The sequence below is a fragment of the Synechococcus sp. MU1651 genome (genome assembly GCF_023630635.1).
Classification (GTDB): Bacteria; Cyanobacteriota; Cyanobacteriia; order PCC-6307; family Cyanobiaceae; genus Parasynechococcus.
This window is the reverse complement of the sequence record NZ_JAKUHJ010000004.1, coordinates 50,295-65,487: the sequence shown is the minus strand read 5'-3', so window position 1 is coordinate 65,487 and position 15,193 is coordinate 50,295. Positions and strand designations below refer to the sequence as shown.

The 15,193-nt window shown below is 62.6% G+C and carries 18 protein-coding genes; 9 read left to right on the top strand and 9 right to left on the bottom strand.

Annotated elements, in window-relative coordinates; translation table 11 throughout:
* The first annotated feature begins 203 nt into the window (after positions 1-203).
* Positions 204-2,453 carry a replication restart helicase PriA gene (gene priA / locus NCN05_RS05295; RefSeq protein ID WP_250397288.1) on the top strand — a complete coding sequence of 750 codons (2,250 nt, stop codon included), beginning with the start codon at positions 204-206 and terminating at the stop codon, positions 2,451-2,453.
* On the opposite strand, the gene NCN05_RS05290 is transcribed toward priA, so the two are convergent.
* The 3 genes from NCN05_RS05290 to NCN05_RS05280 are packed head-to-tail and all read right to left on the bottom strand — an operon-like array spanning position 2,454 to position 4,942.
* A complete protein-coding gene (locus NCN05_RS05290; RefSeq protein WP_250397287.1) occupies positions 2,454-3,512 on the bottom strand; it encodes a DUF3153 domain-containing protein in 1,059 nt (352 codons plus the stop codon).
* A gap of 2 nt (positions 3,513-3,514) precedes the next feature.
* Positions 3,515-4,396 carry an acetylglutamate kinase gene (gene argB, locus NCN05_RS05285; protein ID WP_114987976.1) on the bottom strand — a complete coding sequence of 294 codons (882 nt, stop codon included), beginning with the start codon at positions 4,394-4,396 and terminating at the stop codon, positions 3,515-3,517.
* Between the two features lie 3 nt (positions 4,397-4,399).
* Entirely contained in the window at positions 4,400-4,942 is a 543-nt protein-coding gene (locus NCN05_RS05280) for a DUF2854 domain-containing protein (protein ID WP_115132127.1), read from the bottom strand.
* 69 nt (positions 4,943-5,011) lie between these two features.
* Between NCN05_RS05280 and NCN05_RS05275 the strand changes: the two genes are divergently transcribed.
* On the top strand, positions 5,012-5,200 hold the full coding sequence (locus NCN05_RS05275; protein WP_250397286.1) for a DUF8666 family protein: 189 nt from the start codon (positions 5,012-5,014) through the stop codon (positions 5,198-5,200).
* Positions 5,201-5,229: 29 nt separating this feature from the next.
* Here NCN05_RS05275 and NCN05_RS05270 read toward each other — a convergent pair whose 3' ends face one another.
* The gene (locus NCN05_RS05270; protein ID WP_250397285.1) at positions 5,230-5,688 is read right to left on the bottom strand and encodes a single-stranded DNA-binding protein; all 459 of its coding nucleotides are present in this window, start codon (positions 5,686-5,688) and stop codon (positions 5,230-5,232) included.
* A gap of 29 nt (positions 5,689-5,717) precedes the next feature.
* Here NCN05_RS05270 and NCN05_RS05265 point away from each other — a divergent pair, with 29 nt between their 5' ends.
* Positions 5,718-6,509 carry a precorrin-6A/cobalt-precorrin-6A reductase gene (locus NCN05_RS05265; RefSeq protein ID WP_250397374.1) on the top strand — a complete coding sequence of 264 codons (792 nt, stop codon included), beginning with the start codon at positions 5,718-5,720 and terminating at the stop codon, positions 6,507-6,509.
* Positions 6,502-6,846, top strand: a complete 345-nt coding sequence (gene cutA, locus NCN05_RS05260; RefSeq protein ID WP_250397373.1) for a divalent-cation tolerance protein CutA — start codon at positions 6,502-6,504, stop codon at positions 6,844-6,846. Before NCN05_RS05265 ends, cutA begins: the two co-directional genes overlap by 8 nt.
* On the opposite strand, the gene NCN05_RS05255 is transcribed toward cutA, so the two are convergent.
* The 4 genes from NCN05_RS05255 to NCN05_RS05240 all read right to left on the bottom strand — a co-directional run bounded on the left by NCN05_RS05255 (position 6,815) and on the right by NCN05_RS05240 (position 11,506).
* On the bottom strand, positions 6,815-7,828 hold the full coding sequence (locus tag NCN05_RS05255; protein ID WP_250397284.1) for an adenosine kinase: 1,014 nt from the start codon (positions 7,826-7,828) through the stop codon (positions 6,815-6,817). The two genes, cutA and NCN05_RS05255, sit on opposite strands and share 32 nt — an antisense overlap.
* 41 nt (positions 7,829-7,869) lie before the next feature.
* Positions 7,870-9,189 carry an adenylosuccinate synthase gene (locus NCN05_RS05250; RefSeq protein WP_170950485.1) on the bottom strand — a complete coding sequence of 440 codons (1,320 nt, stop codon included), beginning with the start codon at positions 9,187-9,189 and terminating at the stop codon, positions 7,870-7,872.
* 85 nt (positions 9,190-9,274) lie between these two features.
* Entirely contained in the window at positions 9,275-9,700 is a 426-nt protein-coding gene (psb27, locus tag NCN05_RS05245; RefSeq protein WP_250397283.1) for a photosystem II protein Psb27, read from the bottom strand.
* Between the two features lie 24 nt (positions 9,701-9,724).
* On the bottom strand, positions 9,725-11,506 hold the full coding sequence (locus NCN05_RS05240; protein WP_250397282.1) for a proline--tRNA ligase: 1,782 nt from the start codon (positions 11,504-11,506) through the stop codon (positions 9,725-9,727).
* A gap of 147 nt (positions 11,507-11,653) precedes the next feature.
* On the opposite strand from NCN05_RS05240, the gene NCN05_RS05235 reads away from it, so the two are divergent.
* The 5 genes from NCN05_RS05235 to NCN05_RS05215 all read left to right on the top strand — a co-directional run bounded on the left by NCN05_RS05235 (position 11,654) and on the right by NCN05_RS05215 (position 13,713).
* The gene (locus NCN05_RS05235; RefSeq protein WP_502988800.1) at positions 11,654-12,118 is read left to right on the top strand and encodes a DUF8631 domain-containing protein; all 465 of its coding nucleotides are present in this window, start codon (positions 11,654-11,656) and stop codon (positions 12,116-12,118) included.
* An 88-nt stretch (positions 12,119-12,206) separates the two neighbouring features.
* The gene (locus tag NCN05_RS05230) at positions 12,207-12,467 is read left to right on the top strand and encodes a hypothetical protein (protein WP_250397387.1); all 261 of its coding nucleotides are present in this window, start codon (positions 12,207-12,209) and stop codon (positions 12,465-12,467) included.
* Complete coding sequence (locus NCN05_RS05225) at positions 12,409-12,918, top strand: inorganic diphosphatase (protein WP_250397280.1); 510 nt, start codon at positions 12,409-12,411, stop codon at positions 12,916-12,918. Before NCN05_RS05230 ends, NCN05_RS05225 begins: the two co-directional genes overlap by 59 nt.
* 69 nt (positions 12,919-12,987) lie before the next feature.
* Complete coding sequence (locus tag NCN05_RS05220; RefSeq protein ID WP_025362156.1) at positions 12,988-13,347, top strand: 2Fe-2S iron-sulfur cluster-binding protein; 360 nt, start codon at positions 12,988-12,990, stop codon at positions 13,345-13,347.
* Between the two features lie 3 nt (positions 13,348-13,350).
* On the top strand, positions 13,351-13,713 hold the full coding sequence (locus NCN05_RS05215) for an arsenate reductase family protein (RefSeq protein WP_250397279.1): 363 nt from the start codon (positions 13,351-13,353) through the stop codon (positions 13,711-13,713).
* Here the strand turns inward: NCN05_RS05215 and NCN05_RS05210 are convergent.
* Positions 13,676-15,181, bottom strand: coding sequence for a hypothetical protein (locus NCN05_RS05210; RefSeq protein WP_250397278.1), 1,506 nt, complete (start codon positions 15,179-15,181; stop codon positions 13,676-13,678). The two genes, NCN05_RS05215 and NCN05_RS05210, sit on opposite strands and share 38 nt — an antisense overlap.
* Positions 15,182-15,193: the final 12 nt, after the last annotated feature.

Below are 15,193 nucleotides of genomic sequence, written 5' to 3'. Positions count from 1 at the left end.
CGCAGCTGACGCTGAGGCGGAGTTCATGGGCTGATGGTGGTGTCCGCGAGTCGACGAAACGCTTGGACTGATTGTGTCTGTGCTGTCCGGGGTGGTCTCAGACCGGTCAAAGTGGCAAGGAACAAGGCCTTGGCTTCAGACTCTGTGTCTTCCCTCTGGATCGAGCGCAGGGTTGGCAGAAACTATCCAACCTGTCCACGTTAATGAAGTCTTCGGAAGTTTGCAAGGTCCCGTCGCATTCGCGGCGATGTGTTGAGGTCTGGCTGGAGGCTGGGCGGGAAGGACGCTCCTTCAGTTATGCCGCAGATCCCAGCATGGGATTGATGCCGGGGGATCTTGTGCGGGTGCGCCTCCGGGGTCGAGCCATGCATGGACTGGTGGTGGCGGAGCGGGAGTGGGCTGAGCAGGATCCTCAGGAGCTGCAGCCGGTGGAATCGCTCCTGCAGCGAGCTGCTGTCGATTCGGATTGGTACAGCTGGCTGGAGCGGGTGGCGGACCGTTGCCATCTCAGTGTCTTCCGCACCTTGAAGGCGGCTTTGCCATCGGGCTGGATTGGTCAGGCCGGCCAGCGTTCCCTGGCGGGCGGACGTCAAATGTGGTGGATCCAGGCCCGGGTCCCCCCTGATGCAGCGAACCCACCCACTCCTCGCCAGCGGGAGCTTCTGGGCTGGTTGGAGGGCCAGGGCGAAGGTGCTTGGCAACGGGACCTGGTGGCCAGTGGGTTTGGGGCGCAATTGCTGCCGCCGCTGATCCAGCAGGGCTACCTGGTGCGTGAGCAGCGTCGTTGTGAGGAGAAGGGTGGCTCAGCTGGTTCTGGCCCCCAGGAGCTTCCCCAGGCCTTGACCGCTGAGCAGCAGGACGTGGTGAAGGCTTACCAACAGCTTTCTCCGGGGAGAGGACTGCTGCTCTGGGGAATCACCGGCTCCGGCAAGACCGAGGTGTACCTCCAACTGGCTGCCCAGGAGCTGGAGCGGGGCCGGCACGTGCTGCTGCTCACCCCCGAGATCGGATTGATTCCCCAACTCGTTGACCGTTGCCGCAAACGCTTCGGCTCGCGCGTTGTGGAGTACCACAGTGGTTGTGGTGACGCCGAACGGGTTCGAACCTGGCGCCGCTGTCTTGCTGCCGAACAGCCGTTGGTGGTGGTGGGAACCCGCTCCGCGGTGTTCGTGCCGTTGAAGCCGCTGGGGCTGGTCGTTCTGGATGAGGAGCACGACAGCTCTTACAAGCAAGACGCCCCCATGCCCTGCTATCACGCCCGGGACCTGGCTTTGGACCGGGTTGTGATGCAACAGGCACGGCTTGTGCTGGGCAGCGCCACGCCGTCGCTCGAGAGCTGGATTCAATCGGGCTCGGATGGTGCCTTGACCTTGGTGCGCCTGACCCAGCGGATTTCCCGGCAGTCCCTACCGCCTGTGTATGTGATCGACATGCGCCATGAGCTGGCCGAAGGACACAAGCGTTTGGTCAGTCGCGCCTTGATGGATCGTCTTGCGGCGCTGCCGGAGCAGGGCGAACAGGCCGTGGTTTTGGTGCCTCGTCGGGGATACAGCCCCTTTTTGAGCTGCCGTAGTTGCGGCGAGGTGGTGATGTGCCCCCACTGCGATGTGGCGCTCACCGTTCACCGCAGCAAGGTCGGACGTCAGTGGCTGCGTTGCCACTGGTGTGACCATCGTGAAGACCTGGAGAACCATTGCAGTCACTGTGGTTCCACGGCCTTCAAGCCGTTTGGGGCCGGCACGCAGAAGGTGTTGGAACTGCTCTCTCAGGAGCTCGAAGGCCTTCGTTTGCTCCGCTTTGACCGCGATTCCACCGGCGGACGTGATGGCCATCGACGCCTGTTGGACCGTTTCGCTGCCGGAGAAGCCGACGTCTTGATCGGCACGCAGATGCTGGCCAAGGGCATGGACCTGCCGCGGGTCACCCTGGCGGCAGTGCTCGCGGCGGATGGGCTTCTGCACCGCCCCGATCTCCGCGCAGGGGAGCAGGCCCTGCAGTTGCTGTTGCAGTTGGCGGGCCGTGCCGGGCGAGGTGAGCGACCCGGGCAGGTGTTGGTGCAGACCTACACCCCAGAGCACCCGGTGATTCAACACCTGGTGGATGGTCGGTATGAAGCGTTCCTCTCCCAGGAGGTGGCGCTCCGTAAGGAAGCGGGTCTGGTGCCCTTCAGTCGCGCCTGTCTGCTGCGCCTGTCTGGAGATTCCCCCAGCAAAACAGCAACGGCGGCAGCGGTGCTGGCGGAGCGGATCCGGCCGATTTGTCAGCTCCAGAGCTGGTGGTTGTTGGGTCCCGCTCCGGCACCTGTGGCCCGGGTTGCTGGCCGAAGCCGATGGCAGCTGTTGCTGCACGGTCCGGCGGGCTCCCCGCTCCCGCTGCCTCAGGGGCAGGCCCTCTGGGATGGCTTGCCCAAGGGTGTGGCGCTCACTGTGGATCCCGATCCGCAGCAGCTTTGATCAGGAGGGCAGTTCCGGGAAGCCAAAGCCCAGCTTCCGACGCACCACCTGCAACACCATGCTGCTGATCAGCAGCATCAGGATCACCACGCACCCCAGTCCAAGCGGATTCCAGCGCCAGCCCTGCCAGCTGACTTCGGTGGTGGTGCCGGAAAGAGCCGTGCGCTCCACCTGCCCGTGGTTCAGGCTCAGATGAACGTCGAGCCCAGGGATCTCGGGCAGATCGCTGAGGTCCACCATCAGCTGCACGTGCTGCTGCACCCCCAGCAGCCAGTTGCGTTCTTCGAGCTTGAGCGTCGGTGGCGGGAGTGAGACTCCAGCCGCGCGACCAGCCACGGCAACCACGGCCGCCATTTGTTGCGCCAGCTCGTGCGATGACGCAACACGGCTGCTGATCTGTTGGCGTCCTGGGCCTGTTTGTTCGATCTTCAGCCCGGGCACTTCCCGTTGCAGGTCTCGCTCGAATTGCTCCTGCCAGGGCAGCGGGCGTTCCTGGGTGCTCCGCACGTCCCAGACGAGGGCCAGTCGATCCGGGCCGCGAAGGTCGAGATCAGCCTCGATGCGGACGCAACCACTCAGCAACAGCGTGATCCCCAGCAGAACCGCCATCACCAGCACGGCGAAACCCGCCGCCGGTGAACGCGTCGGCCCCGTGGGTGGTGGTGGCGGGGGTTCGGGACGCCGCGACCGCCGCCGCCGCATGGTGGAGGTCTGCCCGCTGCCAGAGCCATTCAGCTCCAGTTGCGGCATGCGCATCGACCAGCGTTCCGGACGATCCAGGCTTGGGGCTTCAAGAACCCCGAGCAGTTGTTTGGCCTGCTGGCGCAACTTTGGATCGCGGCAGCGACCCAGCAGCCTGCAGGTGGCGATGGCTTGCTCGTCCTGCCCCTGGCCCATCCAGGCGGTGATCATCAGGAGCCGAAGGCCCGGCCCCTCCGGGCTGTTGAGCGGATGTTGCTCCGCCAGGGGGAGAAGCAGCTCCAGGCCCTGGCCGTAGTCCCCGCGCTCCAGGGCTGCCTCCGCTTCAGAGAGGTCCAGTGCTGCGTCCTGCTCGCTCACCCCTAGCCGCGTCCCACTACCATGGTGCCGATGCCGGCGTCGGTGAAGACTTCGAGCAGGAGGGCATGGGGAACCCGGCCATCAATGATGTGGGCGGCTGACACGCCCTGGGCCAGGGCGCGGATGCAACATTCCGTTTTGGGCGTCATGCCCCCTGCGACCACGCCGTCCTCGATCAGCTGTCGCGCCTCTGAGAGACGCAGTTTGCGGATCAGCGAGTCGGGGTCATCCCGATCTTCAAGGATGCCGGGGGTGTCGGTCAGCAGGATCAGTTTTTCGGCTTCCAGGGCCGCCGCCAGCTCTCCCGCCACCGTGTCGGCATTGATGTTGTGGGCTCGCCCGTCATCGGGGGTTGCGGCAACGCTGGAAATGACGGGCACATAACCCTTCTCCAGCAGCGGTTCGAGCACATCGGGATTGACGCGGGCAACATCCCCCACCAGCCCATGGCTGCCATTCCCCCAGGGGCGTGCCTCCACAAGACTTCCGTCACTTCCGCTCAGACCAACCGCACGGGTGCCGAGCTGATTGAGGCCATTCACGATCTGCTTGTTGACGCGGCCCACCAGCACCATCTCCACCACGTCCATGGTGTCGGCGTCAGTGACGCGCAGTCCGTCGCGGAATTCGGCGGGGATTTCCAGTCGCTGAAGCCACTGGTTGATTTCGGGCCCGCCGCCATGCACCACCACAGGTTGGACGCCGACGCAGGCCAGTAGAGCCAGGTCGCGGAAGACGGCAGCCCGCAGCTCGGCATGGGCCATGGCGGCCCCGCCGTACTTGATCACGATGCGCCGACCGGCGAAGCGCTGGATGTAGGGGAGGGCTTCGCTGAGCACCGACACCCTGAGAGCGTCATCGTTGTTCTGGGTGGATTGGGCCATGGCTTAGGCCTCACCCGCTGGCAGCAGAACAACGTCCAGCCGTTGTTCATCCAGTTCCTTGAGTTCCGCTCGCATCCCCTTGGCGAAGAAACGCCCCAGCCGCTCCTGTCGCTCCTGCCAGCGTTCGAGGGGAACGGCTCCCAGCAGGAAACGCATCCGTAGGCCATAGCCGCTGTCGGAATGCAGCTCTTCGATCTCTTCCAACTGCGGTGGGGTGTCTTCATCCCAGAGTTTGAGCGCTTCCAGCGACGACTCCAGGTGGGCCTTCTGGCCGTAGCGCCAGCGCGTCACATCGCCGAGCAATTTGCCCAGTTCTGGGGCTGCAGCTTCGCGTTCCTTTTGAAACGTCTTCACCGGTGTCACCCGGATGGCGGGTGGCAGCTCCGACGATTTCAGGGCCAGCCCTCCCAACAAGATAGGGATTCCGTAGAAAATCGTGGGCAGGCTGAGGTTGGCGCTTCCGGTGGCGTAAGCGGTGGCACCGACCACGGTCAGCACGCCTCCGGCGATGGTGACGAGGCTGCCGGGGGAGAAGAAATCCTTCATGAAGGCCTTGGCTTGATCGTCATTTTGACCTCTAGGCCATCAGGATGGAGATCCACTAACCCGAGCCAGATGCCAGATCCATCGTCGACCGGCATCGATCATCTGCTCCAGCAGCTCGACCGTGATCGCAGCTGGTTGCTGCAACAGATCGATGGGGGCCGCTGGCCCGAGCTGCGGCTGGATCTTGCCGCCCTTGAACGGGAGCTCGGGCAACTGATCACCCGAGCTTCAGAGTTGCAGGACGAAGCGGGCCGTTAAGCGGCGACGACCCGCGATTGTCCTCTGATTCAGAAGGGGATGTCATCGGTGTCGGGCACGAGGGGCGCTGCATTCCAGCTGGCCGGTTCGGGCTCTTTTGCCATCTTGGTCGGTGCAGCAGCGGGGGCCTGGCGGCTGGGGGCCGGGGCTGAGGGGTTGCCGGAAGGAGCTGCACCCGTGGCTGCCGCGCCGATCGGATGAAGCCGAGCCAGGGTGAATTCAGCCCGTTTTTCCTTCATGCCATCGCCCCGGGGCATGGTGTTCATCCGCAGCCGGCCTTCGATCAGCAGCCGCTGCCCGGTCTGCACACGATTCTGCAGCTCCTGGGCCAGGTTGCCCCAGCCCACCACTTTCAATTCACCTGGTGGATCACCCTCGCGAAGGGGGTCAAAGCGCACGGCCATCTCCGCAATGGGAGTCTGGTTGTCCTGGGTGTATCGAACCGTCGGTGCGTCGATCACCTCCACTTCGAGCACGCAATGGTTCATGGCTTGAGCTGGTGTCGGCGCACATCCTGATGCAAGGCCCCGCGAATGACCAGCGTCGTGTCCTGCTGCTGGCTGGAACCGGTGATGGGCCGCGCTTGGTGAAGGAGCTCTCCCGCCGCCATTGGCGTGTGAGCGTGAGTGTGGTGACGGCGACTGCAGCGAAGGCCTACGCGGGATTGCCGGTGGAGCGCATCTCGATTGGTGCCCTGCAGGGCATTGGCGGAATCAAGGCAGCCCTGCATCAGGCCGGCCCATTCCGTTGGGTGGTGGATGCCACGCATCCCTTTGCGGCTCGAATCAGCCATGACCTGGTCACGGCCTGTGCCGATCTCGGCCAACCGCTGCTGCGTTATGAGCGTCGCCTTGAACCGCTGGGAGCGGCCTCTCTCCTGGCTGATGCCGATGCATTGGCGGCCCAACCGCTCCAGGGCCAACGCCTGCTGCTGGCCATTGGAGGCCGTCATCTTCCGGCCTTGACTGCTGCTGTGCGCCGCGCCGGAGCCATCCCCTATGGCCGTGCGCTTCCGTCCCCCGATGGATTGCGCGCCGCCTTGCGGGCAGGTCTGCCCCCGGATCACCTGGCCGTGGTGCGCCCTCTGCAAGGGGAGGTGCCGGGGGCGATCGAGCGCTCTCTGTGCCGTCGCTGGGGCATTGGCGTGGTGCTCTGCCGCCAGTCCGGTGGTGTGACGGAACAGCTCTGGCATCAACTCACCACAGATCTGGGGCTGAGATTGCTGCTGTTGCGGCGTCCCTTCCCCCCCGACGGGATGGAATGCGTCGAGGATGTCAGCAGCCTGATGGATCGGCTTGAGCGTGATTGAAGCGAGTGGGCTCGTGCTGGCCCTCACCACGGAAGAGAACGCTGAGCGCGCCCAACAGCTGGCAGAGGCCTTGCTGGAGCGCCATCTCGTGGCCTGTGTGTCCATCCACCCCGTTCAGTCGTTCTATCGCTGGGAGGGGTCGCTGCAGGCGTCCCATGAGGTCCAGCTGCTGATGAAGACCTCAGCTCAGCATGTGGACACGCTGCGCTTGGCCGTCTCCGAGCTGCACAGCTACGACACCCCCGAGTGGTTGTGCTGGCCAGTGACGGCATCACCGGCCTATGGGGCCTGGGCCATCGCTGAGCTCAGTTCAGATGCGTCTCCGCCAGCTGCTTGAGGGAGACCTGGGAGCGAGCCCCCAGTTGGGTCACAATCTGGCCGGCGCAGAGGGCTCCGAGCTCACCACAGCGCTCCAGTGACTCGCCCTGGGTGAAGCCATGCAGAAATCCCCCGGCATAGAGGTCGCCTGCTCCAGTGGTGTCCACCAGGTCTCCCAGGCCGAAGATGCCGACATCCCAGCGCTGGTCTCCACTCAGCACGACGGATCCCTGGGCACCACGGGTGATCGCAATCACTGAGCAGCAGCCGCGTACCCGCTCGAGGGCTTGGTCGAAATCGTCGGTCTCGTAGAGCGACTGAATTTCAACGTCATTGGCGAACAGCACATCGACGTGACCATTCACCAGCTCGAGAAAACTCGCTCTGTGCCGATCCACACAGAAGCCATCGGAGAGAGAAAGAGCCACTTTTCCGCCTGCTTCACGGCAGGCTTCGGCGGCGGCGATGAAGGCCCGTTTGGCGGCTGGACTGTCCCAGAGGTAGCCCTCCAGGTAAAGCACCTTGGCCTGTTTGACCATGGAGAGGTCGAGATCCTCGGGCTCCAGTTGGGTGGACGCCCCCAGGAAGGTGCACATGGTGCGCTCGGCATCAGGCGTGACGTAAATCAGGCAGCGCGCTGTTGTGGCTCCACTGGTGACTGCTGGGGTCTCAAAGCGTGCCCCAACGGCCCTGATGTCATGGCTGAAAATGCTGCCGAGCTGGTCATCCCGGACGCGGCCGATGAAACCAGCGCGTCCGCCGAGCTGCGCGATGCCCACCATCGTGTTGGCGACAGATCCACCGGAGGTCTCGAGGCCCGTTCCACTGGCCTTGTAGAGGGCTTCGGCCTGTTGTTCATCGATCAGCGCCATGCCCCCTTTCTGGAGGCCGTGTTCAGCGATGAAACCGTCGTCCGTCTGCACCAGAACATCAACGATGGCGTTGCCGATGCCAACGACATCGAGACTGCAGTCGCTGGGGAAACGGGTCTCTGATGACATCGGGGCGTGGAAAGCAGCCCCGAAGTATGAACGTCAGCGGCTCAGGCGCTCAACAGGGCTCGCTTGGGACCATGGATCGGATCTTCGACAACGATGGTCTGATCGCGGCTGGCCCCCAGGGAGACGATGGCGATCGGCACTTCCATCAGATCGGCGAGGAAGCGCAGGTAATCCATGGCTGGCTTGGGGAGATCCTCAAGGCTGCGGCATTCCTCGGTGGAGCACTGCCAGCCAGGAAGTGTTTCGAAGATGGGTTTGCACTGGGCGAAGTCATCGGCGCTGCTTGGGAAGTGCTCGATTCGCTCGCCGTTGAGTTCATAGGCCACGCAGACCTGAATTTCGTCCAGTTCGTCCAGCACATCCAGCTTGGTCACGGCCAGACAGTCCAAGCCGTTCACCTGCACGGCGTAGCGACCGATCACGCCGTCAAACCAGCCACAGCGCCTCTGGCGGCCAGTGGTGGTGCCGAATTCGCCACCCCGTTCCGTGAGCTGGTCATTCAGGCTTCCGCTCAGCTCCGTGGGGAAGGGGCCTTCACCCACGCGGGTGGTGTAGGCCTTGGCAACGCCGATGACGCGGTCAATCAGGGTTGGGCCGACGCCTGCACCGATGCAGGCCCCGCCGGAAACGGGGTTGGAGGAGGTGACGTAGGGGTAGGTGCCGTGGTCCAGATCCAGCAGCGTGCCCTGGGCACCTTCGAACAGGATGTTCTTGCGATCTCGCGCTGCCTGATGAATCGTCTGGGTGCACTCCACCACGTGGGGGGCGAGGCGCTTGCCGTATCCCAGATATTCCTGGATGACGTCTTCGGCGTTCAGGGGCTCAACGCCGTAAATGGTTTGAAGAAGTTCGTTCTTCTCCTGCAGTGGGCCTTCAAGGCGATCCCTCAGCCGCTGTTCGTCCAGCAGGTCGATCACACGGATGCCGCTGCGCTGCGATTTGTCGGCGTAGGTGGGGCCGATTCCACGGCCTGTGGTTCCGATCCGTCGTGCTCCCCGCTGCTTCTCCATGGCCTGGTCGAGCAGGCGGTGGTAGGGCATCGTCACGTGGGCCGTGGATGCCAGGCGAAGCCCTGAAATATCAATGTCGTTGGCGATGAGCATGTCCAGCTCACCGAGCATCACCTTGGGATCAACCACCGTGCCGGATCCGATCAGACAGATCGTGTCGGGATAGAGGATTCCAGAGGGAATCAGGTGCAGCTTGAGCACACGATCGTCAACAACGATCGTGTGGCCTGCATTCACACCACCCTGATAGCGGACCACCACATCGGCGGAGCGGCTCAGGAGATCGGTGATCTTTCCTTTTCCCTCGTCACCCCACTGCGCTCCGATGACGACAACGTTGGCCAAGAACACGGCGGCCCGAAGCCGCAGATCTGCACAATCTGCGAGTATCTCAGATCTCGGGTGGCCTCGTCAAAACCGAGTTGGTTTCGGGGGCTCAGCTGCCCCGGACCACTGATTTCTCAGCTTTGTTGAGTTCCTTGGCGATCCGGTCATGCAGCGCTTCCGGCAGGGGGCGATTGGCGTAGGAGGCGTAATGACCAGCCAGCGAATTCAGCGCGGTCTGCATCGTGGTGAAGGAGCTGAGTCCGTTCACACGGGGCTGGGGCCGATAACGGGACATGTAGTCGTTGATCAGGGCCCGGGCGTCGGCCTCAGCTTCGGCGTGGGTGGGATCGTCCTGAGGCAGGTCGATCACCGTCAGCAGAGTGCGGGAGACCGCCACGGTGTCTTCCACGTAGTCGCCGCTCAGACGAGCTTCAGCGTCCCCACTGCAGGCCGTCAGAAGGAGGCATAACCCGAGGCCGAGGGCTACGGCGGCCCGGCTGAGGTGGCGAAGCAGGCGTGTCAGTGCGGAGAGCATGAAACCCTTCAGTGTCATTCGACTCTAGGGGTGGAGCGCGTTGATCAGGCAGGTCACAGCCTCAGCGTGGGGAAGCTTTTGCACCTCGCGGCTGCTGCGGCACACCAGTTCAACGGTGCCCTCGCTGGCGTCGCGTCCCACCACGATCCGCCAAGGGATGCCGATCAGATCCGCGTCTTTGAACTTGACGCCGGCGCGTTCTTTGCGGTCGTCGAGGAGCACATCGACGCCAGCAGCCTGAAGCTCCACATAGAGCGCTTCCCCCAGCTGGGACTGGGTCTCGTCCTGGATGTTGGCTACAACCACGATGGCTTCAAACGGGGCGATGGCGGTTGGCCAGCAGATGCCGCTGTCGTCGTGATGCTGTTCGACAGCCGCCTGCGCCAGCCTGGAAACGCCGATGCCGTAGCAACCCATCCAGAACGGTTCGGTCTTGCCGTTCTCGTTGGTGAAGCGGCTCTCCATGGCCTCGGAATATTTTCGGCCCAACTGAAAAATGTGGCCGACTTCGATGCCTCTTTTTTCCGTCAGGCGTGATTCCGGGTTGTGTTGGCAGACGTCGCCGGCCCGTGCATTACGCAGATCCAGGCTGGTTGGCTTCTGCCCGATGGCGGTCCAGCTGGTGTTGAAACGGTGCAGATCGGGCGTGTTGGCACCACAGATGAAGCTGCCGAGTTCGCTGGCGGTTTCATCCGCCAGACGCAGGAATGTTGGCTCCCAAGTCTTGGCTCCCTTCAGAACGTCATCGGAGAGGTCCGGCCCGATCGATCCGAAGGGGAGCGGATCAATCTGCTGACGGTTGTTGTCCTCTGGTGTGATCGGGCGGCAATCGAGAACACCCTTGTTGAGGGTTCGGCTGACCGCGTTCACGACCTTGGTGGGATTGAGCTCTTGGTCACCACGGAGGCTCACCAACAGCGGTTGGAGGGTCTCATCGTCCAGGGTCGCCACGAACAGCAGAACCTTCACCACCTGGCTCGGATCCCAGCCTTTGGCGTCGCAGAGGCTTTCGATGCTGCCCAAGCCCGGGGTTGGAATCGATTCCTCCGGGCCGTCGGGAAGAGGAGATGCGGCGGATGGGATCGAAACAGCCTTCTCTTGGTTGGCGGCGTATTGGCCGTCATCGCTGATCAGGATCAGGTCTTCCCCGGCATCCGCCGTCACCATGAATTCCTGGGAGGCGGCGCCGCCTATTGCGCCGCTATCGGCATCGACAGGGACGGCATCCAGACCACAACGTTCAAAGATGCGGCGGTAGGCCTGATCCATCACGCCATAGGTCTCGCGAAGATCCGCTTCGCTGGGATGGAAGGAGTACGCGTCCTTCATGATGAATTCGCGGCCTCGCATCAGGCCAAAGCGGGGACGGATCTCGTCGCGAAATTTGGTTTGGATCTGATACAGGTTCACCGGGAGCTGCCGGTAAGACCTGAGAAGCTCGCCCGCCAGGCTGGTGATCACCTCTTCATGGGTCGGACCAAGCCCCAGTTCTCTGCCCTGGCGGTCTTCGAGGTGAAACATGATCCCCTCGCCAGCGGTGTAGCCCTGCCAACGCCCGCTTTTCTGCCAGAGCTCAGCGGGGTGCAGCTGCGGCAGCAGGGTTTCCTGGGCGCCGGCGCGGTTCATCTCCTCGCGCACCACGGCGGTGATCTTCTGGAGCACCCTCCACATCAAGGGGAGGTACGCGTAGATCCCTGATCCCACGCGACGGATATACCCGGCCCTGAGGAGCAACTGATGCGAGGTGATCTCCGCTTCGGCGGGAACATCCCGAAGCGTCACCAGCAGCAGGCGGGAGACGCGCATCAATCGCAACAAAATGGGATTTGGAAGTTATCACCGCTTTGGAGGCATGCCGATCGCGGAAGTGTCTGTTTTGCTGGAATTCCTCTGGGCGACCTGAGTCTCGGCTGCTACCGTCCAGCTCAATCCAGCCTGTCCTAGGCCCGTCTCATGTTTCCTCGGTCCGTTGAATCTGTGGCGACAAGCGTTCAACAAGCGACCGAACTTTCCATGGATCCGGCCCATGCGTCAGCTCAGGCCGAGGCCCTGGTGGGAATCGACGACGTTCAGAAATCCCTGAACCGCTCCCGCGCTTCGGTGTATCGCTACACCAACACAGACCCTCGTAACCTCAATCCTCCGTTCAACCCCCGCAAGCTGAATCCGGAGTACCGCAGCGATCAGAAAGATCCGCTGATGTTCCACCCCAATGAGGTGGCGCGCTTCGCCAAAGATGTTCTCCGCATCAAAGAAGTCACTGTTGAGGTGCTGAACTCTCCATCAACGGCGACGCAGCAAATCCTGGGATCGATCCTTGAGGAGCTTCGACTGATCCGAACCCATCTCGAGGCGAGTGGGGAATCATCCTCTGATCTGAGTGCGCGTCTCGATCAGCAGGACCGGCCTGCCGCTTAATGATCGGTGCATCCTGCTTTTTGCAGTGACAGAATTGAGTTCAACAACCTTGTGATCGAAAGAGGGAGCTTTCTTAGCCCCCCGTTTTATGGCCTCAGATGTTCCCCACCCGTCTCACGATGACGCCATTGCGTCTTCGGAGGCGGATGAGCCGTTCAGTCGTCGCGCCTCGTTGACGGCCATCAAAGGATTGCTGATTGCTGTTGTCAGTTTCAGTGCTCCCCTTGTGGCTGTGATCACAGATCGAACCTTCCCTTCTGCGCGACTGATCCCCACCGCCACGGATCGGCATGGATCTCCATCAGCTCCCCCCGTCACCTTCGCCAGGCTTGGTGAATCTCATCGTTGAGATTCCGGCAGGAAGCAGAAACAAATACGAGTACTCCGCCGAAGCCGGCGTGATGGTTCTGGATCGGGTGATGCACTCCTCAGTGCGTTACCCCTTCGACTACGGCTTCATCCCCAACACGCTGGCGGACGATGGATCTCCCCTCGATGCCATGGTGATCATGGCTGAACCCACGTTTGCTGGTTGCCTGATCAAGGCTCGCCCCATCGGCGTGTTGGATCTCCACGACCGGGATGTTTACGACGGGAAAATTCTCTGTGTTCCAGACGCAGACCCCCGTCAGGACGAGATCCGCAGCATTCGTCAGATCGCTGCGTCCCAGCTGGAGGATGTCGCGGAATTTTTCAGGACCTACCGCTCGTTGCAGGGCAGCGTCGTATCGATTGATGGATGGCGCGACCTCGATGCGGTTCAGCCGTTGCTTGATTCCTGCATCAATGCAGCCGATTGATCTCAGGGAAGAGCCCCTTGATCAGGCCGGATGCTTGTAAGTTGGTGCGCACTGAGATTTGCGGAACCCGTGCCCACCATCCGATTCGAGCAGGAAGGCCAGCAGGTTGGCTGCATCGAGGGCGCAAATCTGCGTAAGGCTGCACTTGATGCGGGCGTCAATCCCTACAAGAGTCTCAACAACCTCAACAACTGCAGTGGTGTTGGTCAGTGCGGCACCTGCGTGATGGAGGTGCTGGAAGGGCAGGCCAACCTTTCCCCCCGCAGCGATGTTGAAGAGGTCTATCTGGCCGACCGTCCTGCCAACTTCCGCCTGAGCTGCCGCACCACCGTCAATGGTGATGTCACCGTTCGCACCCGTCCTGCTGAAGGCGTGGGCCGCGGCTCCAACAGCCTCGTTGGTGCGATCAAATCCCTGTTCGGCCGCTGAGTCTTGGCCGGAACTCTCCAGGTCTACAGCTATAACCGCTGCAGCACCTGTCGAAAGGCATTGGCCTGGCTCACAGAGCGAGGTATTGCCCATGAGGTGCACGACATCACCCTGACGCCACCGTCCAAGCAGATGTTGGTGGCCGCTCACCAATCCCTTGGTGACAGGAAGCTGCTGTTCAACACCAGCGGCCAGAGCTACCGCGCCATGGGCGCGGCGGCAGTGAAGGCTCTGTCGGATGACGAGGCTCTCGAGGCCTTGGCTGCCGATGGAAAGTTGATCAAACGTCCGTTCGTTGAGGTGAATTCCTCCACGTACCTCACCGGCTTCAAGCCTGATCTTTGGGAGTCGGCCTTCCAGGGTTGAAGTTCAAGCCATCCAATTCGCTGATCAGGGCGTCCACATCGCCTTGGTCGCGGATCTGACGGAAGCTTGAGCGTTTGATCTCTTCCAGGAGGGCGACCAGCAGATCCTGGCTGCGGCTCAGGACAGGCCCCTGTTCCAGGGTGTGGGCCAGCTCCTCCCAGAGCCGATCCAAGGCCTCGGATCCAAGCGATTCCAGAACAGGGTCCCGCTGACCGATGCGGTTTCCGGCTCCCTTGGACAGGTCGAGCACGGAGGTCACCATGCTTTCTGCCAGCTGGCGGCTGAATTCCGATTCGGCGTTTTGCAGTCCAGGAAGTCGCCGCAGGGCATCCGGCACCACGTTCCGGTCCAAGCTCTCCTGCACCAGATGGCTGATCACGGCTTGCAGCTGCGGTCGCATGGCCGGGCCAATACGGGTGAGCAGAAGGGGAAGCCACAACCGCAGCAGCTCGATCAACTCCCGCTCATCGTTCAGATCACTGCTCTGGTAGCTGCAGAGTCCGCGAACCCTCTCCGGCAGCTGTGGTGATCGGATCAGTTGCTGCAGAGCATCGACCACCCTGACGGCGATCACTTCAAACAGCTCCACAGCCAACAGGGCCACCACGCCGCGGCTGATCACGGCACGAAGCGGTTCGAGTTGCAGTAGACCCGCTCCGCAAAGCCGTTCTGTGACGGGAACCACCCTGAGCCAGCGCGCAAACGGCAGCAGCAGGGGCAGGTCGATCCAGCGGCGTAACAGGGCATCGCGCCAGCGGATCGTCGGATAGCGCTGTTTCAGGCGCCAGGCACGCAGAAGAATGTCGAGCAGAAACAGCAGTTGAAATGGCGTGTCGATGCGCCAGCTCAAATCGCTGGGGCGCCCGTTTTCATCGATGCTTCGCCAGTAGTTGCTTTCCACCAGCGGCAGGATCTGCTGGCTCCAGAACTGACGCTCCTGGCTCCAGGGGGAGCGTTCCAGATGCTCGGGGCTCAAGAGGAGGTTGGCAGAGTCACGGGCTGATTCCAGGCCGGTGCGGGCGCGCAGTCGGTTCTTGAATTTTTCAAGGGCGCCGGCTTGGCCTGAACTGATGAACGGATTGCTGTCCATCAGCGCTGTGGTGCGCGCCACCTGCTGCTGCAGCAGATCGGTGCTTTCCGCCGTGCGCGGGCCGTTTTGCTGCAGGGCACGATCCAGGGCGGTGTAGGCCTTGAGGTAAGCCTCGGTGTCGCGATGGGGTTCGATGCCCTTGAGGGGATCCAGCCACGGGGTGATGTCCGGCAGCCAGGGCAGGGGAACCACCAGGGGAAGCGATGGCACCGGATAAAGATTGCGTTGCAGCCAGAAGTTGCGCAGGGGGATGTAGGTGAGGTCGATGGCGACCCAGGTGAGATTGACTGCGGCAATGACAGCAATGGCCTGGTCCCACCGGCGCCAGCTGAACAGGCCGTGTTGGGGCTTGAGGGCTTGCCAGCGTGGACGGATCATGGGGCCTGCAGG

Bases quoted from the DNA above. Each gene is read 5' to 3' on its own strand.
- priA (WP_250397288.1), top strand. From the start codon at position 204: ATGAAGTCTTCGGAAGTTTGCAAGGTCCCGTCGCATTCGCGGCGATGT.
- argB (WP_114987976.1), bottom strand. From the start codon at position 4,396: ATGGCCCAATCCACCCAGAACAACGATGACGCTCTCAGGGTGTCGGTG.
- NCN05_RS05280 (WP_115132127.1), bottom strand. From the start codon at position 4,942: ATGAAGGATTTCTTCTCCCCCGGCAGCCTCGTCACCATCGCCGGAGGC.
- NCN05_RS05275 (WP_250397286.1), top strand. From the start codon at position 5,012: ATGCCAGATCCATCGTCGACCGGCATCGATCATCTGCTCCAGCAGCTC.
- NCN05_RS05270 (WP_250397285.1), bottom strand. From the start codon at position 5,688: ATGAACCATTGCGTGCTCGAAGTGGAGGTGATCGACGCACCGACGGTT.
- NCN05_RS05265 (WP_250397374.1), top strand. From the start codon at position 5,718: ATGCAAGGCCCCGCGAATGACCAGCGTCGTGTCCTGCTGCTGGCTGGA.
- NCN05_RS05255 (WP_250397284.1), bottom strand. From the start codon at position 7,828: ATGTCATCAGAGACCCGTTTCCCCAGCGACTGCAGTCTCGATGTCGTT.
- psb27 (WP_250397283.1), bottom strand. From the start codon at position 9,700: ATGCTCTCCGCACTGACACGCCTGCTTCGCCACCTCAGCCGGGCCGCC.
- NCN05_RS05240 (WP_250397282.1), bottom strand. From the start codon at position 11,506: ATGCGCGTCTCCCGCCTGCTGCTGGTGACGCTTCGGGATGTTCCCGCC.
- NCN05_RS05235 (WP_502988800.1), top strand. From the start codon at position 11,654: ATGTTTCCTCGGTCCGTTGAATCTGTGGCGACAAGCGTTCAACAAGCG.
- NCN05_RS05230 (WP_250397387.1), top strand. From the start codon at position 12,207: ATGGCCTCAGATGTTCCCCACCCGTCTCACGATGACGCCATTGCGTCT.
- NCN05_RS05225 (WP_250397280.1), top strand. From the start codon at position 12,409: ATGGATCTCCATCAGCTCCCCCCGTCACCTTCGCCAGGCTTGGTGAAT.
- NCN05_RS05210 (WP_250397278.1), bottom strand. From the start codon at position 15,181: ATGATCCGTCCACGCTGGCAAGCCCTCAAGCCCCAACACGGCCTGTTC.